This window comes from Streptomyces sp. NPDC087422, from assembly GCF_044744145.1.
Classification (GTDB): Bacteria; Actinomycetota; Actinomycetes; order Streptomycetales; family Streptomycetaceae; genus Actinacidiphila.
Genome location: NZ_JBIUXT010000004.1, coordinates 698,665 through 717,089, shown reverse-complemented (window position 1 = coordinate 717,089; position 18,425 = coordinate 698,665). Strand labels below are relative to the sequence as shown.

At 73.5% G+C, this 18,425-nt stretch carries 17 protein-coding genes; 12 read left to right on the top strand and 5 right to left on the bottom strand.

Going from position 1 to position 18,425, the window contains the following annotated elements; translation table 11 throughout:
- Window positions 1–118: 118 nt before the first annotated feature.
- From ACIO6U_RS16490 to ACIO6U_RS16480, 3 genes are read left to right on the top strand one after another with little or no spacing between them, the layout of a single operon-like run.
- Window positions 119–1,060: a cation diffusion facilitator family transporter gene (locus tag ACIO6U_RS16490; RefSeq protein WP_401311794.1), complete on the top strand. Its 942-nt coding sequence runs from the start codon at window positions 119–121 to the stop codon at window positions 1,058–1,060.
- Between the two features lie 20 nt (window positions 1,061–1,080).
- Window positions 1,081–2,076 (top strand): SGNH/GDSL hydrolase family protein, encoded by a 996-nt coding sequence (locus ACIO6U_RS16485; protein WP_401719533.1) that lies wholly within the window; start codon window positions 1,081–1,083, stop codon window positions 2,074–2,076.
- 55 nt (window positions 2,077–2,131) lie between these two features.
- Complete coding sequence (locus tag ACIO6U_RS16480) at window positions 2,132–2,884, top strand: ZIP family metal transporter (RefSeq protein WP_355339086.1); 753 nt, start codon at window positions 2,132–2,134, stop codon at window positions 2,882–2,884.
- Here the strand turns inward: ACIO6U_RS16480 and ACIO6U_RS16475 are convergent.
- Window positions 2,853–3,629, bottom strand: a complete 777-nt coding sequence (locus ACIO6U_RS16475) for a hypothetical protein (protein ID WP_391049520.1) — start codon at window positions 3,627–3,629, stop codon at window positions 2,853–2,855. The two genes, ACIO6U_RS16480 and ACIO6U_RS16475, sit on opposite strands and share 32 nt — an antisense overlap.
- Before the next feature lie 109 nt (window positions 3,630–3,738).
- On the opposite strand from ACIO6U_RS16475, the gene ggt reads away from it, so the two are divergent.
- On the top strand, window positions 3,739–5,745 hold the full coding sequence (gene ggt / locus ACIO6U_RS16470; protein ID WP_401719528.1) for a gamma-glutamyltransferase: 2,007 nt from the start codon (window positions 3,739–3,741) through the stop codon (window positions 5,743–5,745).
- Between the two features lie 24 nt (window positions 5,746–5,769).
- Here the strand turns inward: ggt and ACIO6U_RS16465 are convergent, their stop codons facing one another.
- On the bottom strand, window positions 5,770–6,336 hold the full coding sequence (locus tag ACIO6U_RS16465; protein WP_391163632.1) for an isochorismatase family protein: 567 nt from the start codon (window positions 6,334–6,336) through the stop codon (window positions 5,770–5,772).
- A gap of 68 nt (window positions 6,337–6,404) precedes the next feature.
- On the bottom strand, window positions 6,405–6,842 hold the full coding sequence (locus tag ACIO6U_RS16460; RefSeq protein WP_401719524.1) for a MarR family winged helix-turn-helix transcriptional regulator: 438 nt from the start codon (window positions 6,840–6,842) through the stop codon (window positions 6,405–6,407).
- Window positions 6,843–6,992: 150 nt separating this feature from the next.
- Between ACIO6U_RS16460 and ACIO6U_RS16455 the strand changes: the two genes are divergently transcribed.
- From ACIO6U_RS16455 to ACIO6U_RS16425, 7 genes are all read left to right on the top strand, one after another.
- Window positions 6,993–8,492, top strand: coding sequence for a hypothetical protein (locus ACIO6U_RS16455; RefSeq protein WP_401719521.1), 1,500 nt, complete (start codon window positions 6,993–6,995; stop codon window positions 8,490–8,492).
- 177 nt (window positions 8,493–8,669) lie between these two features.
- Window positions 8,670–9,512 (top strand): nitrilase-related carbon-nitrogen hydrolase, encoded by an 843-nt coding sequence (locus ACIO6U_RS16450; protein ID WP_355339104.1) that lies wholly within the window; start codon window positions 8,670–8,672, stop codon window positions 9,510–9,512.
- A 3-nt stretch (window positions 9,513–9,515) separates the two neighbouring features.
- Window positions 9,516–10,874, top strand: coding sequence for an aspartate aminotransferase family protein (locus ACIO6U_RS16445; RefSeq protein ID WP_355339107.1), 1,359 nt, complete (start codon window positions 9,516–9,518; stop codon window positions 10,872–10,874).
- The gene (gene hydA / locus ACIO6U_RS16440; protein WP_391049529.1) at window positions 10,871–12,277 is read left to right on the top strand and encodes a dihydropyrimidinase; all 1,407 of its coding nucleotides are present in this window, start codon (window positions 10,871–10,873) and stop codon (window positions 12,275–12,277) included. Before ACIO6U_RS16445 ends, hydA begins: the two co-directional genes overlap by 4 nt.
- A 28-nt stretch (window positions 12,278–12,305) precedes the next feature.
- Window positions 12,306–13,319 (top strand): TIGR03842 family LLM class F420-dependent oxidoreductase, encoded by a 1,014-nt coding sequence (locus ACIO6U_RS16435; protein ID WP_401719516.1) that lies wholly within the window; start codon window positions 12,306–12,308, stop codon window positions 13,317–13,319.
- A 138-nt stretch (window positions 13,320–13,457) separates the two neighbouring features.
- The gene (locus ACIO6U_RS16430) at window positions 13,458–14,336 is read left to right on the top strand and encodes an inositol monophosphatase family protein (protein WP_355339114.1); all 879 of its coding nucleotides are present in this window, start codon (window positions 13,458–13,460) and stop codon (window positions 14,334–14,336) included.
- Window positions 14,337–14,347: 11 nt separating this feature from the next.
- Window positions 14,348–15,763: a phytoene desaturase family protein gene (locus ACIO6U_RS16425; protein ID WP_401719761.1), complete on the top strand. Its 1,416-nt coding sequence runs from the start codon at window positions 14,348–14,350 to the stop codon at window positions 15,761–15,763.
- A gap of 279 nt (window positions 15,764–16,042) precedes the next feature.
- On the opposite strand, the gene ACIO6U_RS16420 is transcribed toward ACIO6U_RS16425, so the two are convergent.
- Window positions 16,043–16,906 carry a nucleotidyltransferase domain-containing protein gene (locus ACIO6U_RS16420; RefSeq protein ID WP_401719512.1) on the bottom strand — a complete coding sequence of 288 codons (864 nt, stop codon included), beginning with the start codon at window positions 16,904–16,906 and terminating at the stop codon, window positions 16,043–16,045.
- Between the two features lie 145 nt (window positions 16,907–17,051).
- Here ACIO6U_RS16420 and ACIO6U_RS16415 point away from each other — a divergent pair, with 145 nt between their 5' ends.
- Window positions 17,052–17,519 (top strand): SCP2 sterol-binding domain-containing protein, encoded by a 468-nt coding sequence (locus ACIO6U_RS16415; protein ID WP_355339117.1) that lies wholly within the window; start codon window positions 17,052–17,054, stop codon window positions 17,517–17,519.
- On the opposite strand, the gene ACIO6U_RS16410 is transcribed toward ACIO6U_RS16415, so the two are convergent.
- On the bottom strand, window positions 17,492–18,379 hold the full coding sequence (locus ACIO6U_RS16410) for a TIGR02569 family protein (RefSeq protein ID WP_401719509.1): 888 nt from the start codon (window positions 18,377–18,379) through the stop codon (window positions 17,492–17,494). The two genes, ACIO6U_RS16415 and ACIO6U_RS16410, sit on opposite strands and share 28 nt — an antisense overlap.
- Between the last annotated feature and the right edge of the window lie 46 nt (window positions 18,380–18,425).

Genomic DNA, 18,425 nt, shown 5'->3' with positions numbered 1-18,425 from the left:
CACGGAGGCGAGCGGTACGGACGCCGGTGACACGGACACCGGCCGTGCGGCGTCCGGACCGCCGAAGCCCGGCGCGGACGACACCGGCGGCGAGCGCGACGAGGGCACCAAGGGAGCGGTGCTCGTCGCGCTCGGCGCCAACCTGGTGATCGCCGCCGCGAAGACCGCCGCGGGCCTCTTCTCCGGATCGCCCGCGCTGCTCTCGGAGGCCGCGCACTCGGTGGCGGACAGCCTCAACGAGGTGTTCCTGCTGCTGTCGCTGCGCCGCAGCCGCCGCGCGCCCGACAGCGACCACCCCTTCGGCTACGGCAAGGAGCGCTACTTCTGGTCGCTGCTCGCCGCCGTCGGCATCTTCGTGCTCGGCGGCTGCTTCTCCTTCTACCAGGGCATTCACGCGCTCGGCGGCACGGAGGACGAGTCCCGCAGCGGATACGTGGCGGGTCTGGCCGTCCTGCTGATCGCGCTGCTCGCCGAGGGCGCTTCGCTGCTCAAGGCGGTGGTCCAGGCGCGCCGGTCCGACGAGGGCGCCGACGACCCGGCGCTGCGGACGGTCCTCGCCGAGGACGGCACCGCCGTGATCGGTGTGCTGTTCGCCGCCGCCGGCATGGTCATCCACATGACGACCGGCAACGCGCTGGGCGAGGCCATCGCCTCGATGGCGATCGGCGCCCTGCTGATGGTCGTCGCGTTCACCCTCGGCCGCACCGCCCACCACCAGCTCATCGGCGTCTCGGTCGACGCCGAACTGCGCGACGGCATCCGCGAACTGCTCCTGGGGCAGGGGGAGATCGACACCGTCGAGGAACTGCTCACCATGCGGCTCGGCCTGGACTCCACGCTGGTGGCCGCCAGGATCGACCTGGTGGGCGGCCTGGACAGCGAGCGGGTCGAGGAGGTCAGCCTGCGCATCCGGCGCGACATCCACGCCAAGTGGCCCACCGCCGACCGGGTGTTCCTCGACATCACCGACGCCGGAACGGAACGTGAAGCCCGAACGACGCGGGAGCGACGGGCCATTGACAGCGATGCGAGCACACCCGAGCCTGAGCATCGTCAATGACGACACCAGGGGAGGGCTCGATGGCCGCAGGTCTGGGCAACGGAAACGGCACCGCGGGCGACAAGGACACCGAAACCGGGAGCGTACGGGGCAGGACGTCCGGCAGGCGCACCGCCGTCACCGTGGCCGCGGCCCTCGGCGGGGCGCTCGCGCTCACCGCCGCCACCGTCTCGCCCGCGGCGGCCCACTCAGGAGGCCGCCCGCCCTGGCACGGGCACCCGGCACCGGCCGTCCACTATGTCGCGCTCGGGGACTCGTACACCTCAGGCCCGGCCATCCCCACCCAGGTCGACGCCAACTGCGCGCGCTCCGACCGCAATTACCCGTCGCTGGTGAACGACGCGAACGCCTTCGCGTCGTTCACCGACGTGAGTTGCGGCGGCGCCACCACCGCCGAGATGTGGAAGCCGCAGGGCACCAACGGCCCGCAGCTCGACGCCGTCCACCGGGACACGACGCTGGTCACCGTGCAGATCGGCGGCAACGACGTCGGCTTCGGCCCGATCATCGCCACCTGCGCGGGGCTGAGCGTCACCGACGTCACGGGCAGCCCGTGCAAGGACCACTACCGGGCCACGGGCGTCGACCAGCTCACCGTGACCATCCTCAAGACGGCCCCCAAGATCGCCCAGGTGCTGCGCGCGGTCCACAGCAGGGCGCCGCACGCGGAGGTCGTCCTGGTCGGCTACCCCGACCTGCTGCCCGACGACGGCGTGGGCTGCTTCCCGTCCGTGCCCTTCGCGGCCGGGGACTTCCCGTACCTGAGGGACGTGGAGAAGAAGCTCAACGCGATGCTGCGGGTCGAGGCGCTGCTCGGCGGGGCGCGCTACGTCGACACGTACAAGCCGACCGTCGGGCACGACATGTGCAAGGCGCCCGCCGACCGCTGGATCGAGCCGCTGGCCCCGGCGTCACCCGCCGCGCCCGCGCACCCGAACGCCAAGGGCGAGCAGTCGATGGCCCGGGCGGTGCTGAGGACGGTCGGGACGGGACACCGCGCCGGTCACGGTCGGTAAGGCTCAGGGGTACCCCTGAGTCGCGGGCGCGCCGGGCGTCATGGATCATGACCTCATGCCGGTCCTGATAGCCGCGTGCGCGTTCGCGATGACCTTGGTGGGCGGGTTCGTCGCCCAGCGCATCGGCGACCGCAGGCACCTCGTCCTCGGCCTCGCTGCCGGTCTGATGCTGGGCGTCGTCGGCTTCGACCTGCTGCCCGAGGCGCTGGACATGCAGCCGCGGGACGTCTTCGGCGTCCCCGCCGCGCTGCTGATGTTCGTCGCCGGCTTCCTGGCCCTGCACATCGTCGAGCGCTCGGTGGCGATCCACCGGGCGCACGAGGGCGAGTACGCGCCGCACGCGCACGGCCACGGGCACGCCCACGCCCCGGTCAAGGGCATCGGCCTCACCGCGGGCGCCGCGCTCGTCGGGCACAGCGTCATGGACGGCTTCGCGATCGGCGCGGCCTTCCAGGCGGGCAGCACCGTCGGCATCGTGGTGGCCATCGCGGTCGTCTCGCACGACTTCGCGGACGGCTTCAACACGTACACGATCACCCGGATGTACGGCAACGACCACAGCAGGGCGCGGCTGCTGCTCGGCGCCGACGCGCTGGCGCCGGTGGCGGGCGCCGCGGTCACTCTCGCCTTCACCATCCCGGCCGGTGTCCTCGGCCTCTACCTCGGCTTCTTCGCCGGTTTCCTGCTCTACCTGGCGACCTCGGACATCCTCCCCGAGGCGCACAGCCCGCACCCGTCGACCTCGACGCTGCTGTGCACGGTCGGCGGAGCGTCCCTCATGTGGCTGGTGATCGGTCTGGCGGGATGACCTTGCCGCCCTTGGGCGCCTTCGGCGCCGTCGTCGCGGCCTTGGTGACGTCCGCGACCAGCTCCACCACGTCGGAGCCGTACGCCTGCGAATTGACCACCTTCAGCAGCAGGCAGAAGGTCGCGTCGGCGCCGTGCTTGCGGGCCAGCCGCACCTGGTGCCTGGCCAGATAGCGGACGGCGGCCTGGTTGGCGATGCCGCGCTGGCCGGAGGAGAGGAAGACCGGGCGGTCGTTGCCCGAGTCGCGGGCGGCGGCCAGCCGGGCCAGCAGCACGTACTCGACGGCGCCCTTCTCCATCAGGTACGTCTCGCCGCCGACGCTGATCGCGCCCTGCTCGGGCCCCGGCGCCGGGTCGGTGTCGATCTCGACGCCCGGCAGCATCGAGCGCAGATGCGCGGCCAGCCGGAGGTTGGCGGCCGGGCCGCCTATGCAGAATTCGGTGCGCGCGCCGAAGCCCTGCCAGGCCGTGTCGTGCGCCAGCACCTCGGCGTGCGCCCCGCACTCCTTGATCACCGCGGCCAGCTCCAGCAGCGCGAAGGCGTCGTGCCTGGCCAGGCTCCAGCCCCGCGAGCCGGGGTCGCGCGGCACCACCAGCAGGCACTCGGAGTCCTTCGGCAGGCCGAAGAAGCGCTGCTTGCGCTGGAGCCTGCGGCTGAGCAAGTAGGTGCGCGCGAACCAGCCCAGGGCGGCGCCGATGGCGAGGGCCACCAGGCCCAGGACGAGATTGCGGAGGTCGTCGCTCATGGCGCGGCATCGTAGCGGTGTTCGACCCACCGCGGGGATACGCGGTCCTGACGGGACAGGAGAGGTGAAGTTACGCTTCCGGGACGCCCGTTGAGTGGAGGACTCCGCAATGCGACGCACAAGTGACAGCAGTGGTGGCGACACCGGTCTCCGTAGCGGCCCGGGTGGCAGCCCCGGCGGCGCCCGGGGCAGGGCCGCGGGCACGCGTTCTGACAGCGGACCGGACGGCGGTCCGGGCGGCGGTCTGGGCGGCGGTCCGGAAGGCGGTCCGGGCGCGTCCCGTACGGCCGTCCGCGGGTCCCGCGTCCGCAGGACCGCCGTCCGCGCGGTCGCCGCGCTCGCCGTCACCGCGGCGGTGGCGGCGGTCACCGCCGCGGCGCCCGCCCGGCACGGCGGCCCCGCGCATCCGCCCGGCTCCACGGCCAAGACCCCGCTGGCCGTCGGCTACGGGGGAGCGGTCGCCAGCGTGGACGCCGACGCGTCGGCCGCCGGCATCGAGGTGCTGCGGCGCGGCGGCAACGCCGTGGACGCGGCCGTCGCCACCGCCGCCGCCCTCGGCGTGACCGAGCCGTACTCCTCGGGCATCGGCGGAGGCGGCTACTTCGTCTACTACGACGCGCGGCAGCACAAGGTCTCCACCATCGACGGCCGCGAGACCGCCCCGCGCAGCGCCACCGACCAGCTCTTCGTCGAGAACGGCCAGCCGCTCGCCTTCGCCGACGCGGTCACCAGCGGGCGCAGTGTCGGCGTGCCCGGCACCGCCGCCACCTGGCAGACCGCCCTGGACTCCTGGGGCAGCCGCTCGCTCGGCGACGTCCTCAAGCCCGCGGAGCGGATCGCCCGCGACGGCTTCACCGTGGACGCGACCTTCAACTCCCAGACCGCGGCGAACCAGGACCGTTTCAAGGACTTCCCCGCCACCGCCGCGCTCTTCCTGCCCGGCGGACAGCCCCCGGCGGTCGGCTCCACCCTGCGCAACCCCCAACTGGCGGCCACGTACAAGGAGTTGGGTCGCAAGGGGATCAACGCGATCTACCGCGGCGACATCGGCGCGGACATCGTCAGGACCGTACGCAAACCCCCGGTCGACCCGGCGTCCACCCGCGTGGTGCGCACCGGTGACCTGACCGCCGCGGATCTTGCCGCCTACCACGCCAAGACCCAGGCGCCGACGCACACGACCTACCGCGGCCTCGACGTGTACGGGCCCGCGCCCTCGTCGTCCGGCGGGACCACGGTGGCCGAGGCGCTGAACATCCTGGAGCACACCGACCTGGCGCGCGCCGACCAGGCGCAGTATCTGCACCACTACATCGAGGCCAGCCGGATCGCCTTCGCCGACCGGGGCCGCTGGGTCGGCGACCCGGCGTTCGAGCAGGTGCCGACCGCGGGGCTGCTCTCCAAGGGCTTCGCCGCCTCGCGGGCCTGCCTGATCAAGGACGACGCGGCGCTCACCAGCCCGCTCCCGCCCGGCGACCCGGCGCACCCCGCCCCGTGCGCCGCCACCGGCAAGGCCGCGCCGACCACCTACGAGGGCGAGAACACCACGCACCTGACCGTGGCCGACAAGTGGGGCAACGTCGTCGCCTACACCCTCACCATCGAGCAGACCGGCGGCAGCGCGATCACGGTCCCCGGCCGCGGCTTCCTGCTCAACAACGAGCTGACGGACTTCTCCTTCGTGCCCGCCAGCCCGGCCGTGCACGACCCGAACCTGCCGGGGCCCGGCAAGCGGCCCCGCTCGTCGATCTCGCCGACGATCGTGCTGAAGAACGGCCGGGTGGACTTCGCGGTCGGCTCGCCCGGCGGCGCGACCATCATCACCACCGTGCTCCAGGTGCTCACCGAACACGTCGACCGGGGCCTGCCGTTGGTGGACGCCATCGCCGCGCCGCGCGCCAGCCAGCGCAACGCGGCGGCGACCGAACTCGAACCGGCCCTGTGGAACAGCCCGCTCAAGGCCCAACTCGAAGCCCTCGGGCAGCACTTCACGCAGAATCCGGAGATCGGCGCCGCCACCGGTGTGCAACGGCTCTCCGACGGCCGGTGGTTGGCCGCGGCGGAGCCGGTACGGCGCGGCGGCGGCTCGGCGCTGGTGGTGGTTCCCACGCGCTGACCTGCCTCGACGCGGCTACTCCGCTCAGGCGGCCGGGACGGCGGGCAGCAGGGCGATGATCTCGTCCGTGCCCGCCGTCTCGGCCAGCCGCGGAAAGATCTTGGCGAACGCGTGCGCGTGCGACTCGGCGTCGGTGTCGGTCACCGCGTCGGCGGCGACCGTCACGTGGTAGCCGTGTTCGTGCGCCGCGCGGGCGGTGGACTCGACGCCGATGCTGGTCGATATGCCGGCCAGCACGATCTGCGTGACCCCGCGGCGGCGCAGCTCCAGGTCGAGCGCGGTGCCGTGGAAGGCGCCCCACTGGAGCTTGGTGATCCTGATGTCGCCGTCCTGGACATCCAGTTCGTCCACCAGCTCCGTCCAGTCGGCGGGCAGCGAACCGCTCATGGCCGGGCCCTCGTTGCGTCCTGGCGGGCCCCCGGCCACGTTCACCAGCACGACCGGCAGCCCGCGCTCGCGGAAGGCGGCGGCCAGCTTCGCGGCGCGCGCGACGATCTCCCGGGCCGGGTGCGCGGTGGGCAGCGCGACGATGCCGCGCTGGAGGTCGATGACGACAAGGGCGGTGCGGGGGTCGATCGTCGTGGCGGTCATGCGGGTAACTCCCTGGGCGGTGAACGGTGTTGCCGTGCTGTTCGGGTCGCGGGGTCGTGGCTGTGCGGTCACGCCTTGACCAGGCGCTGGAGGATGCCGAGCGCCTCGGTCAGCCGCCGCTGGTCCTCGGCGGACAACTGGGTGCCGATCGCCTCGGCGAGCCAGCCGCGCCGGGCCCGGCGGCCGGTGCCGCGCAGCCGGACCCCTGCCTCGGTGAGGGAGAAGACGACCTGACGGCCGTCGGTGGGGTGCGGCGAGCGGGCGACGAGGCCGCGTTCCTCCAGGGCCGCGAGCGTCATCCGCATGGACTGCGGCCGGACGATCTCGGCGCGGGCCAGGGCGGCGGTGGTCGCCGGACCCTCGCTGCCGATCCGCCCCAGCACCGAGACCTGCGAGGGCGTGAGCGCGCCCTGCGCCGAGGCCGACGCGGTGCGCAACCGGCGCTGGAGCTGCGCGATCACCGTGGTCAGCTCGTCGGCGACCCGCGCCTGGTCCTGAGTGGGCATGGTTGCACCGTACGACCTCGACAGGAAAACTTGCAAGTTTGACTGTCGAAATCGTCCGCCGTTGAAAACTCCCCGTAGCAGCGCCGTAACACTGTGGGTGTCGAATGCCCACCGGGCGCGGGGAGCGGGGGCGGCGGATGCGAGGGTGTGATGACAACGGAACTGGCCGGTGCGGCAACGGAGTTCACGTTCTACTTCCGGTCGATGGTGGCGGCGCTCGGGGACCGTCCCGGCTGGTACGGGGTGTTCGCGGGGCGTGAGCCGGAGGCCGCGCACGCCTACGAGGGCGGCGCGGACATACCGCCCTGGGACGTCGTCGGGGCCGTCCTGCACGATCTGGCCGCCGCCGTCCGGGCGCCGCTCGACGAGGCGGAGGTGTCCCGTGCCCGGGTCCTGCACCGCGCCGCCGTCGCGGAGTGGGACGCCGCGCCCGGCGCGGAGAGCGCGCTCCGCCTCCGGCTCGAAGTGACCTCGCGGGCCCGCGACATGGCGCTGCTGCGCGAGCGCGAGGCGGCCCGCGCCCTCGACCAGGCCCCCGCCGACCCGGCGGGAGCCGCCGCCGCCCGGCTCGCCAACATCCTCGCCTGGGCCCGCGACGACCGTGAGCGGGCCGCCGCCCGCTGCGACGAACTCCGCGCCCGGCTGGCCGCCTTCGCCGCGCCCCCAGCCGCCGACTGGTTCCGCCAGACACCCGAGCGCCATTCCGCCGCCCAGCCCTCCCCGCCCCCCGAGCGCGACCCCGCCGCGCCCGCCGCCCAACTGTCCCCGCCTCCTGAGCGCGACCCCGCCGCGCCCGCCGCCCGTACCGCCTCCTGGGCCCGCGACCCCCGCCCCGAGGAAGTCGCGCGACCGCGGCCCGCCAAGGCGGCCGGCGCGCGCACCAAGGGCGCCTCCCGCCCGCGCGGCGCACGCTTCGCCGGGGCCTTCGAGGAGGCGGCGGGCGCCGAGGAAACGCCCCTGGAGCGGTCGGTGCCGCGCGGCGCGCGTTTCGCGGGCGCCCCCGCCGCCCCGGCCCCGCAGGCGACTGCCCAGGGACCCGTACGCGCCACCCCGCGCGGCGCGCGCTTCGCCGGCGCTCCGGAGAGCGCGGAACCGCGCCAGGCGCGGCCCACCCTCGACCCGCGCTGGCTGGCCGAGGCGCGGCAGGAGGCCGCGCGCCTCGGCGAGCTGCGCCGTACCGGCCAGAGCGGCGCCGCCTACGTCGTCATCTGCGAGGCGGCGGAAGGCCCGGCGCCCCGACTGCCCTACCTGCTCAGGGAGTTGGAGCGCACCGAACTGGCCGCCGATGTCGCCACCCTGCTCTGGGAGGTCGCCGCGCTGCCCGGCGCCCCGCTGGCCGCCGCCGCCTCGGAACTGGCCGCCGCGGGCCGTACCGGCGACTGCCGCACGCTTCTGCACCAGGCCGCGTCGCGCCCGCCCGCCGACCTGGCCACGATCGCGGGCGACCTGGCCGACGCGGGGCGCCACGAGGAGGCGGGCGAACTCCTGCGGACGCTCGCCCGGGCGCGTCCGCCCGAGGACGCCGCCGCCGTGGTCAGAGCCCGCCCCGGCCTGGCCGTCCCCGTCCTGGACGCCGCGGAAGCCGTCTCCAAGTCCCGCCGCCGCGACATCGTGGCCGCCCTGCGCCGGGCGGGCCTGCCGGGCGGGTGACGCGGGCGCGCGCCGCCGAACGGGTTCCCCGAGGGGGAAACGTGATCGTCTTCGCCCGGTAACGGTAGCGGTCTTGCCACAGTGGGTAGGGCGCTTCTACGTTCTTCCCCACGGCTGGGATCTACGGGCGTAGAACGGGACTACCGGCGTGAAGCTGCCACGTCTGAGGAGCTGCTCATGAGCAATGTCGTGCGTGCCGCGCTCGTCCAGGCCACCTGGACCGGCGATACGGAATCGATGATCGCGAAGCACGAGGAACACGCCCGGGCCGCCGCCGCGCAGGGCGCGAAGGTGATCGGCTTCCAGGAGGTGTTCAACGCCCCCTACTTCTGCCAGGTCCAGGAGGCCGAGCACTACCGGTGGGCGGAGCCCGTCCCCGACGGGCCGACCGTCCAGCGGATGCGGGCGCTGGCCCGCGAGACCGGCATGGTCATCGTCGTGCCGGTCTTCGAGATCGAGCAGCCCGGCGTCTACTACAACACCGCGGCCGTGATCGACGCGGACGGCACCGTCCTCGGCAAGTACCGCAAGCACCACATCCCGCAGGTCAACGGCTTCTGGGAGAAGTACTACTTCAAGCCGGGCAACCTCGGCTGGCCGGTCTTCGAGACCGCCGTCGGCCGGATCGGCGTCTACATCTGCTACGACCGCCACTTCCCCGAGGGCTGGCGCGCCCTGGGCCTCGCGGGCGCCCAGATCGTCTACAACCCGTCGGCCACCAGCCGCGGCCTGTCGGCGTACCTGTGGAAGCTGGAGCAGCCCGCGGCGGCCGTCGCCAACGAGTACTTCATCGCCGCGATCAACCGGGTCGGCCGCGAGGAGTACGGCGACAACGACTTCTACGGCACCAGTTACTTCGTCGACCCGCGCGGCCAGTTCGTGGAGGGCACCGCCTCCGACACCAAGGAGGAACTGCTGGTCCGCGACCTGGACCTGGACCTGATCGACGAGGTCCGGCAGACCTGGGCCTTCTACCGCGACCGCAGGCCCGACGCCTACGGCGACCTGACGGAGGGCTGAGCGATGGCCACCGCGACCGAGAGCGCGCACGCCGCGCTGCACGCCCGCCACCGCGCCGTCCTGCCCGACTGGCTGGCCACGTACTACGCCCGGCCGATCGAGCTGACGCACGGCGAGGGCCGCCACGTCTGGGACGCCGAGGGCAACCGCTACCTGGACTTCTTCGGCGGCATCCTCACCACGATGACCGCGCACGCGCTGCCCGAGGTCACCGCGGCCGTCGCCGAGCAGGCCGGGAAGATCCTGCACTCCTCGACGCTCTACCTCAGCCGCCAGGCCGTGGAGCTGGCCGAGCGGATCGCCCGGCTGTCCGGCATCCCCGACGCCCGGGTCTTCTTCACCACCTCCGGCACCGAGGCCAACGACACGGCCCTGCTGCTGGCCACCGCCTACCGCCGCTCCAACCAGGTGCTGGCGCTGCGCAACAGCTACCACGGCCGCTCCTTCACCTCGATCGGCATCACCGGCAACAGCGCCTGGTCGCCGACCAGCCTGTCCCCGCTCCAGACGCTGTACGTGCACGGCGGGGTGCGCAGCCGCGGGCCGTACGCGCATCTGACGGACGCCGAGTTCACCGCCGCGTGCGTCGCGGACCTGGAGGACATCCTCGGCCAGGCCAACGGCACGGTCGCCGCGCTCATCGCCGAACCCGTGCAGGGCGTCGGCGGCTTCACCTCGGGCCCCGACGGGCTGCTCGCCGCCTTCAAGCGGGTCCTGGACCGGCACGGCATCCTGTGGATCACCGACGAGGTGCAGACCGGCTGGGGACGTACCGGCGACAACTTCTGGGGCTGGCAGGCGCACAGCGGCTCCGGCGCGCCCGACATCCTCACCTTCGCCAAGGGCATCGGCAACGGCATGTCCATGGGCGGCGTGGTGGCCCGCGCCGACGTGATGAACTGCCTGAACGCCAACTCCATCTCCACCTTCGGCGGCAGCCCGATCACCACCGCGGGAGCGCTGGCGAATCTCACCTACCTCCTCGACCACGACCTCCAGGGCAACGCCCGCCGGGTCGGCGGCCTGCTCAAGGCCCGCCTCACCGCCGTCTCCGCGGGCCTGGGCATCGTCCGCGAGGTGCGCGGACGCGGCCTGATGCTCGGCGTCGAACTGGTCGAGCCGGGCACCGACACCCCGTCCCCCGCGGCGGCCTCCGCCGTACTCGAAGCGGCCCGCGCGCACGGCCTGCTGATCGGCAAGGGCGGCCTCGCGGGGAACGTCCTGCGGATCGCCCCGCCGCTCTCGCTCACCGTCGCCGAGGCCGAGGAAGGCGCCGACCTGCTGGAGGCGGCCCTGAAACAGGCCCAGAGTGAACTCGCGGACCAGGCACCGGGCGAATCCGAAGGAGGGACCGCGCAGTGACCGCGACCCGTACCGTGATCCGCGGCGGCCTCGTCATCACCGCCGCCGACGAGATGCACGCCGACGTCCTGATCGAGGGCGGCAGGATCGCCGCCCTCGCCGCCCACGACAGCGACACCGCGGCGGGCTGGACCGCCGACACCGTCATCGACGCCACCGGGAAATACGTCATCCCCGGCGGCGTCGACGGGCACACCCACATGGAGATGCCGTTCGGCGGCACCACCGCCTCCGACACCTTCGAGACCGGCACCCGCGCCGCCGCCTGGGGCGGCACCACCACCATCGTCGACTTCGCCATCCAGGGCGTCGGCGCGTCGCTCCGCTCGGGGCTCGACGCCTGGCACGCCAAGGCCGACGCGCAGTGCGCGATCGACTACGCCTTCCACATGATCGTCTCCGACGTGAACGAGCACTCGCTCAAGGAGATGGACATCCTGGTCGAGGAGGGCGTGACCAGCTTCAAGATGTTCATGGCCTACCCCGGCGTCTTCTACAGCGACGACGGGCAGATCCTGCGCGCCATGCAGCGCGCCGCGGGCAACGGCGGCCTGACGATGATGCACGCCGAGAACGGCATCGCGATCGACGTCCTCGTCCAGCAGGCCCTCGAAGCGGGGAAGACCGACCCGCGCTACCACGGCGAGGTCAGGCACGCCCTGCTGGAGGCCGAGGCCACCCACCGCGCCATCCAGCTCGCCCGCGTCGCCGGCGCCCCGCTCTACATCGTGCACGTCTCCGCGCAGCAGGCCGTCGCCGAACTCACCGCCGCCCGCGACCTGGGCCTCAACGTCTTCGGCGAGACCTGTCCGCAGTACCTGTTCCTGTCCACCGACAACCTCGCCGAACCCGGCTTCGAGGGCGCCAAGTACGTGTGCAGTACGCCGCTGCGCCCCCGCGAGCACCAGGCCGCGCTCTGGCAGGGCCTGCGCACCAACGACCTCCAGGTGGTCTCCACCGACCACTGCCCGTTCTGCTTCACCGGGCAGAAGGACATGGGCGTCGGCGACTTCTCCAAGATCCCCAACGGCATGCCCGGCGTGGAGAACCGCATGGACCTCCTCCACCAGGGCGTCGTGGACGGGCACATCAGCCGCCGCCGCTGGATCGAGATCGCCTGCGCCACCCCGGCCCGGATGTTCGGCCTCTATCCGCGCAAGGGCACCATCGCGCCGGGCGCCGACGCCGACGTGGTGATCTACGACCCGCACGCCGAGCAGGTCATGTCCGCCGAGACCCACCACATGAACGTCGACTACTCCGCCTACGAGGGCAAGCGGACGACCGGCCGGGTCGAGACCGTGCTGTCCCGCGGGGTGCCCGTGATCGAGGGCCGGTCGTACGTGGGCCGGGCCGGTCACGGCCAGTACACGCCGCGCGGCATCTGTCAGTACCTGATCTAGCCCTCAGCCTCACAGAAGGAGCGGCGCCATGGACTTCGGCCTCGTGCTGCAGACCGATCCACCCGCCTCGAACGTCGTCGGCCTGATGCGCCGCGCCGAGCGCAACGGCTTCACGTACGGCTGGACCTTCGACTCCGCCGTGCTGTGGCAGGAGCCGTTCGTCATCCACAGCCGCATCCTCGACCACACCGACCGGCTCAAGGTCGGCACGATGGTCACCAACCCCGGCACCCGCACCTGGGAGGTGACCGCCTCCACCTTCGCCACCCTCAACTCGATGTACGGCAACCGCACGGTCTGCGGCATCGGCCGCGGCGACTCGGCGATGCGGGTCGCCGGGCGCAAGCCCAACACCCTCGCGCGGGTCGGCGATGCGATGACCGTCATCCGCGACCTCGCCGAGGGCCGCGAGGCCGTGGTCGACGGCACCCCGCTGCGGCTGCCGTGGGTCGAGAACGGCGAACTGCCGGTCTGGATGGCGGCGTACGGCCCGAAGGCGCTGGCGCTGACCGGCGAGAAGGCCGACGGCTTCATCCTGCAACTCGCCGACGTCTACCTCACCGAGTGGATGGTGAAGGCGGTACGGGACGCGGCCGAGAAGGCGGGCCGCGACCCGGCCTCGGTCACCGTCTGCGTCGCCGCGCCCGCCTACGTCACGGCCGACGACTCGCCCGAAGCCCTCGCGCACGCCCGCGAACAGTGCCGCTGGTTCGGCGGCATGGTCGGCAACCACGTCGCCGACCTCGTCAGCCGTTACGGCGAACACTCCGACCTGGTGCCGGAGGAACTGACCGACTACATCGCCCAGCGGCACGGCTACGACTACGCGCACCACGGCCGCTCGGGCAACCCCGACACCGCCTTCGTGCCCGACGAGATCGTGGACCGCTTCTGCCTGATCGGCCCGGTCGACCGGCACCTGGACAAGCTGCGGGCCCTGCGGGACCTGGGTGTCGACCAGTTCGCGGTCTACGACATGCACGACGCGAAGGAGGCGACGATCGACGCGTACGGCGAACACATCATCCCGGTGCTGGGCTGAATCGCGCGGCCGGGTCCCGGCGCGCGGCTGACCTGGGGGAGCGGGCCCGCGGCGGTGCCGCGGCTGCCCGCACCTGTGGGACGGCCGTTGTCCACAGGGCGGGAACCGCGCGGCGCCCGGGTCTGATTGGATGGCGGCATGGGCAATGAGGTCGGTGCGGTATCGGGTGACGCGGCGGGCGCGGACGGCGTCGGCGACGGCGTGGACGACGCACTGCTCGCCGCCGTCGAAGACGTGATCAGAGCGGTGGTCGCCGCCGAGGTGGTGCCGCGCTGGCGGCGGCTCGGCGACGACGACATCTCGCGCAAGAGCGGCCCGTACGACCTGGTCACCACCGCCGACCGGCGTGCCGAGGAACGGCTCACCGAAGAGCTGACCGCGCTGCTGCCCGGCTCCGTCGTGGTCGGCGAGGAGGCGGTCAGCGCCGACAGCGGCGTACTGGAACGGCTGGGCGGCGACGACCCGGTGTGGGTGGTCGACCCGGTCGACGGCACCTCCGCCTTCGTCCGCGGCGAGGACGGCTTCGCCACCCTGGTCGCCCTCGTGCGCGACGGCGTACCGCTCGCCTCCTGGACGTACGCCCCGCAGCGCGGCCTGTTCGCCACCGCGCGGCGCGGCCGGGGCGCGCATCTGGACGGCGAGCGGCTGCACACCCGCACCCCCGAGGCGGGCGAGCCGCTGCGGCTGTCCACCTCCAACCCGGTCTACCGCACCGGCTACGAGCGCGACGCCCTGACCCGGCTGGACGCCTCGGGCGCGGTCTGCACCCCCTGCACCTGCGCGGGGCTGGCCTACCTGGACGTGGCCCGCGGCGCGATCGACGCTGTCGCCTTCTTCTGGGAAGCGCCCTGGGACCACGCGGCGGGACTGCTGCTCGCCACCGAGGCGGGCGGCGTCAGCCGTACGGCGTCCGGCGCGCCCTTCTCGATCCCCGGCGGCAACGAACTGCCCTTCACCCTCGCCCGCGACGAGGCCACCGCACGGCAGGTCACCGAGCTGATGGCGGCCGGAAGGTGAGCCGCGCGGTCGTGGCCGACGCCGTCGTCGTCGGCGCGGGTCCCAACGGGCTGACGGCGGCGGTCGAGTTGGCCCGCGCCGGGCTCTCCGTGCAGATCTACGAGGCCGCCGACACCGTGGGCGGCGGCGCCCGCACCGAAGAGCTGACGCTGCCGGGCTTCCGGCACGACCCCTGCTCCGCCGTGCACCCCTTCGGCATCGGCTCGCCCGCCTTCGGCGCGCTGCCGCTCGCCGAGCACGGCCTGGAGTGGCTCCAGCCGGAAGTCCCGATGGCGCACCCGTTCCCCGACGGCACCGCCGCCGTTCTCGCCCGCACGGTCGGCCAGACCGCGGCCTCGCTCGGCGCGCGCGACGCGGGCACCTACCGGCGGCTGCTCGCGCCGTACACCGGTCACTGGGACACGCTCGCCGCGGACTTCTTCCGGCCGCAGTGGGCCGGGATACCGCGTGACCCGTATCGCTTCCTCCGGTTCGGCCTGACCGGCACGCCGCCCGCCGCCGTCCTCGCCCAGCGCTTCCGCGACCCCAAGGCGCGGGCGCTGATCGCCGGGCTCGCCGGGCACGCGATCACCCGGCTCACGCAGCCGTTCACCGGGGCGATGGCGATGATGTTCGCGCTCGCCGCGCACGAGAACGGCTGGCCGGTTGCCCGCGGCGGCTCCCAGGCCATCTCCGACGCGCTGGCCGGGCACCTCACCGAACTGGGCGGCGTCATCCGCACCGGCGTCACCGTCCGCAAGCTCGACGAGCTGCCGCCCGCCCGCGCCTATGTCTTCGACACCTCGCCGACCGCGCTCGCCCGGATCGCCGGACTCGGCGACGCGTACCGCGGCTACCGCTACGGCGCCTCCGTCTTCAAGATCGACTACGCGCTGGACGGGCCGGTGCCGTGGACGTCCCCCGACGCGCGGCGCGCGGGCACCGTGCACATCGGGCCCAGCTACACCGAGATCGGCGACGCCCTCAACCGGGCCGTGACCGGCCGCCCGCCGCAGACGCCCTTCCTCATCACCGCCCAGCCGTCCGTGATCGACCCCTCCCGCGCCCCCGAGGGCAAGCACGTCTTCTGGGCCTACGGGCACGTCCCCCACAACTGGCACGGGGACGCCACCGATGCCGTCGAGCGCCAGATCGAGCGTTTCGCGCCGGGCTTCCGTGACCTCGTCCTCGCCCGCGCCGTCACCGGGCCCGCCGGTCTCGCCGCCCGCAACGCCAACTATGTCGGCGGTGACATCGCCTGCGGCGCCTACTCCGGACTCCAGTCCGTCATCCGGCCCCGCCTCGCCGCCAATCCCTACACCACCATCCGCCCCAACCTCTTCCTCTGCTCCTCCGCCACCCCGCCCGGCCCCGGCGTCCACGGCATGCCCGGCCACCACGCCGCCCGCGCCGTCCTCCACCACCTCCGCCGCGCCGCCCGCCGCTAACCCCGCGTCTTTAGGGGCGCGGCGCCGGGGCGGTTTCTCAACCAGGGCGGCACGCCGGTCTTTTGAGGGGCGCGGGGAACTGCGCGCCCAGCCACCGCCGGGCTTTCAGCCCGAAAACACACAGCAACTGCCCCGCTGGGGCCGGTATTTACAGCTCGCCACGGCTGGTGGCTGGGCGCGCAGTTCCCCGCGCCCCTAAGAACAGGCCCTGCGCCAGCCCGGCGCACATCCCCGCGCCCCTAAGAACAGGCCCTGCGCCAGCCCGGCGCGCAGTCCGGGTCAGGGGAGGGGGAGGCCGCGGCGGGCCTCGCGGACCAGGCGGGCCGCCGAGGCCACGGTGGCGGAAAGCTCCTCGGCCGAGAGCCCACTGCGACCGAGAAGAACGCCGACCTCGTCGGCGAACCCCGCAGGAGCCCCGGAAAGCACCGCGGCCGCGGGGAAGGCCCCCTTCTCGTTCAGGCACCACACCCGGTTCCAGGCGTGCAACGCCTGCGCGAGGACACCGAAGGCCCGCGACAGGCAGAGGGACACGTGCACGTGATCCCCCTTGACGGCCGACTTCGCGGCAGCGGCCACCGTGAACTCCGCCTCCCACGCGGCCTCGACCAGAGCCCGACGCAACGCCTCGGGATACACCCGCGTCTCGGCCCGGAGCGCCGCCAACTCCCCGGCGGTGTCGGCGAGTACGTGCCCGAGGGCGACCTCGCCCGGATAGCAGGGCGACCAGAAACCGAGCGGGTGCCCCGGCTGGATACCGACCTCGTAGCGGCCCTCGCGGCAGTCCTGCCACACCCGCCGGACGCGGTCGACGTCCCGCAGGATCCAGTCGACGGCGACCCCGTCCACGCGCAGCCACGCCCCGGCGTTGACCCACGGCCCCCACCCGCCCGGCGCGGCCACCTCCACCGGTTCCCCGGTGAACTCCCGCGCGAGCGCGGCCAACGCGGCCACATCCGGCTCGCCCCGGTAGTACACGCCGAGGTCCCAGTCCGAGTCCGCGCGGTGCGTCCCGCGCGCACGGCTGCCCCCGAGCAGCACCCCGACCACCCCGGGCACTTCCCGAAGGGCTTGGGCCATGGCGACCACGGGAACGTCCGGCGCGGCGGCGAGGACTTCGGGCAACGGCGGCTGATCAGCATGCATGCCGTGACGGTACGGGAGGGCGGGGCGGCCCCGCGCGCCTATTTCCGCTGCCCGCGCGGTGCCCGAGGCGACGCCTTGCCACGGTGCCGCGCCGTACCTATCCTTACTCACCAGTAAACTTACTCTGGAGTCAGGAAGGCCCGACATGGCTGCGCTCGACGACATCGACCTCGAACTCCTCGACTTCGGCACGGTCGAGCCGAAGGAATTCGCGCGGATCGTACGGGATCTTCCGGCCCGCCGGATCGCGGAGTTCATGAACGGAGCGCAGCGCCGACGGGTCCTGGACGAGGTCTTCCACCGGATGGGCACCCTCTTCAAGCCGGAGTCGGCGGGCCGCCGCGACGCCCTGATCCGCTGGCGGATCACGGCGGGGGACGAGGCACCGGACGTCTACGAGACGCACATCGCGAACGGCGCCTGCGCCGTCACGGCCGAGGACACCGGACGTACACCGCAGCTCACCCTCACGATGGCCGCGCCGGAATTCCTCAAGCTGGTCTCGGGCAACGCCTCGGGCCCGGCGCTGTTCTTCACCCGGAAGCTGAAGGTGCAGGGGGACATCCGGCTGGCCGGCGGCCTGACCTACTTCTTCGACATCCCCAAGCCCTGACCGCCCGCGGCCGCATACGCCCGTACGGCCGCGACCGCCGCCCGCTCGTACGGTCGCGGCCGCGCGTCCGGGCCGAGCACGGCGCCGGTGACCAGCCGGAACAGCAGGGCGCGGACGAGGAGTTGGGCCCACGCGTCGGGGTCGGGGACACAGCCGTCCCCGGCGGGGCCGAGCGCGAGGACCGCGGGCCCCGCCCCGTACCAGAGCAGCGCGTCGACCACCACGACGGCCGCCGCCCAGTCGGCGGGGTACCAGTACGGCGGCCAGTCGATGACCGCGGGCGGCAGGCCGTCCGCGAAGAGCACATTGCCCAGCAGGTCGCCGTGCACGACCTGCGGCGCCGGTGCGCCGGACGGCTCGAACGGGCGGCGTTCTGCGGCCAGTTGGGCGATGAGCGCGGCCACCTCGGCGTCACCGTCGTCCAGCGGCGACTCCTCCCAGGCGACCCGGGCCGCGTACGACCACGGGCCCTCGCGCGTGTCGAGGAAGCCGGGGCGCGGTACGTCCGCGAGCGCGGCGTGGAAGGCGGCGGCCGTCCGCAGCACATCGGCGGGCCGCCCCGGTTCGGACCGACCGGCCACGTACTGCCACGCCTCCCAACCCTCCGCCGTCCAGCCGCCGTTCGCCGCCCGGACCGGCCGCGCGACCCGGAAGTGCGGGGACGCGGGTAGCGCGGTCAGCACCTCGGCCCGCCACGCGGTCTCGGCCGCGAGCCCGGTCGGCTTGAGCACCACCTCGCCGTCCCGCCAGGTCTGCCCCTGCCCGCCCGGCAGCGGCACCGGCCGCCCCGGCGCGCCGAAGGCCGCGAGCACGGCGGCAGACGGCGGGGCCGATTCGGATGGCTGGGTGGATTCGATCATGAGGCAGGATCCTAGGTCCGGGTCGCGGACCCGGCGACTGATATAC

Excerpts from the sequence above, each read along its gene's own strand:
- ACIO6U_RS16485 (WP_401719533.1), top strand. The coding sequence starts at position 1,081 with ATGGCCGCAGGTCTGGGCAACGGAAACGGCACCGCGGGCGACAAGGAC.
- ACIO6U_RS16480 (WP_355339086.1), top strand. The coding sequence starts at position 2,132 with ATGCCGGTCCTGATAGCCGCGTGCGCGTTCGCGATGACCTTGGTGGGC.
- ACIO6U_RS16475 (WP_391049520.1), bottom strand. The coding sequence starts at position 3,629 with ATGAGCGACGACCTCCGCAATCTCGTCCTGGGCCTGGTGGCCCTCGCC.
- ggt (WP_401719528.1), top strand. The coding sequence starts at position 3,739 with ATGCGACGCACAAGTGACAGCAGTGGTGGCGACACCGGTCTCCGTAGC.
- ACIO6U_RS16465 (WP_391163632.1), bottom strand. The coding sequence starts at position 6,336 with ATGACCGCCACGACGATCGACCCCCGCACCGCCCTTGTCGTCATCGAC.
- ACIO6U_RS16460 (WP_401719524.1), bottom strand. The coding sequence starts at position 6,842 with ATGCCCACTCAGGACCAGGCGCGGGTCGCCGACGAGCTGACCACGGTG.
- ACIO6U_RS16455 (WP_401719521.1), top strand. The coding sequence starts at position 6,993 with ATGACAACGGAACTGGCCGGTGCGGCAACGGAGTTCACGTTCTACTTC.
- ACIO6U_RS16450 (WP_355339104.1), top strand. The coding sequence starts at position 8,670 with ATGAGCAATGTCGTGCGTGCCGCGCTCGTCCAGGCCACCTGGACCGGC.
- ACIO6U_RS16445 (WP_355339107.1), top strand. The coding sequence starts at position 9,516 with ATGGCCACCGCGACCGAGAGCGCGCACGCCGCGCTGCACGCCCGCCAC.
- ACIO6U_RS16435 (WP_401719516.1), top strand. The coding sequence starts at position 12,306 with ATGGACTTCGGCCTCGTGCTGCAGACCGATCCACCCGCCTCGAACGTC.
- ACIO6U_RS16430 (WP_355339114.1), top strand. The coding sequence starts at position 13,458 with ATGGGCAATGAGGTCGGTGCGGTATCGGGTGACGCGGCGGGCGCGGAC.
- ACIO6U_RS16420 (WP_401719512.1), bottom strand. The coding sequence starts at position 16,906 with ATGCATGCTGATCAGCCGCCGTTGCCCGAAGTCCTCGCCGCCGCGCCG.
- ACIO6U_RS16415 (WP_355339117.1), top strand. The coding sequence starts at position 17,052 with ATGGCTGCGCTCGACGACATCGACCTCGAACTCCTCGACTTCGGCACG.
- ACIO6U_RS16410 (WP_401719509.1), bottom strand. The coding sequence starts at position 18,379 with ATGATCGAATCCACCCAGCCATCCGAATCGGCCCCGCCGTCTGCCGCC.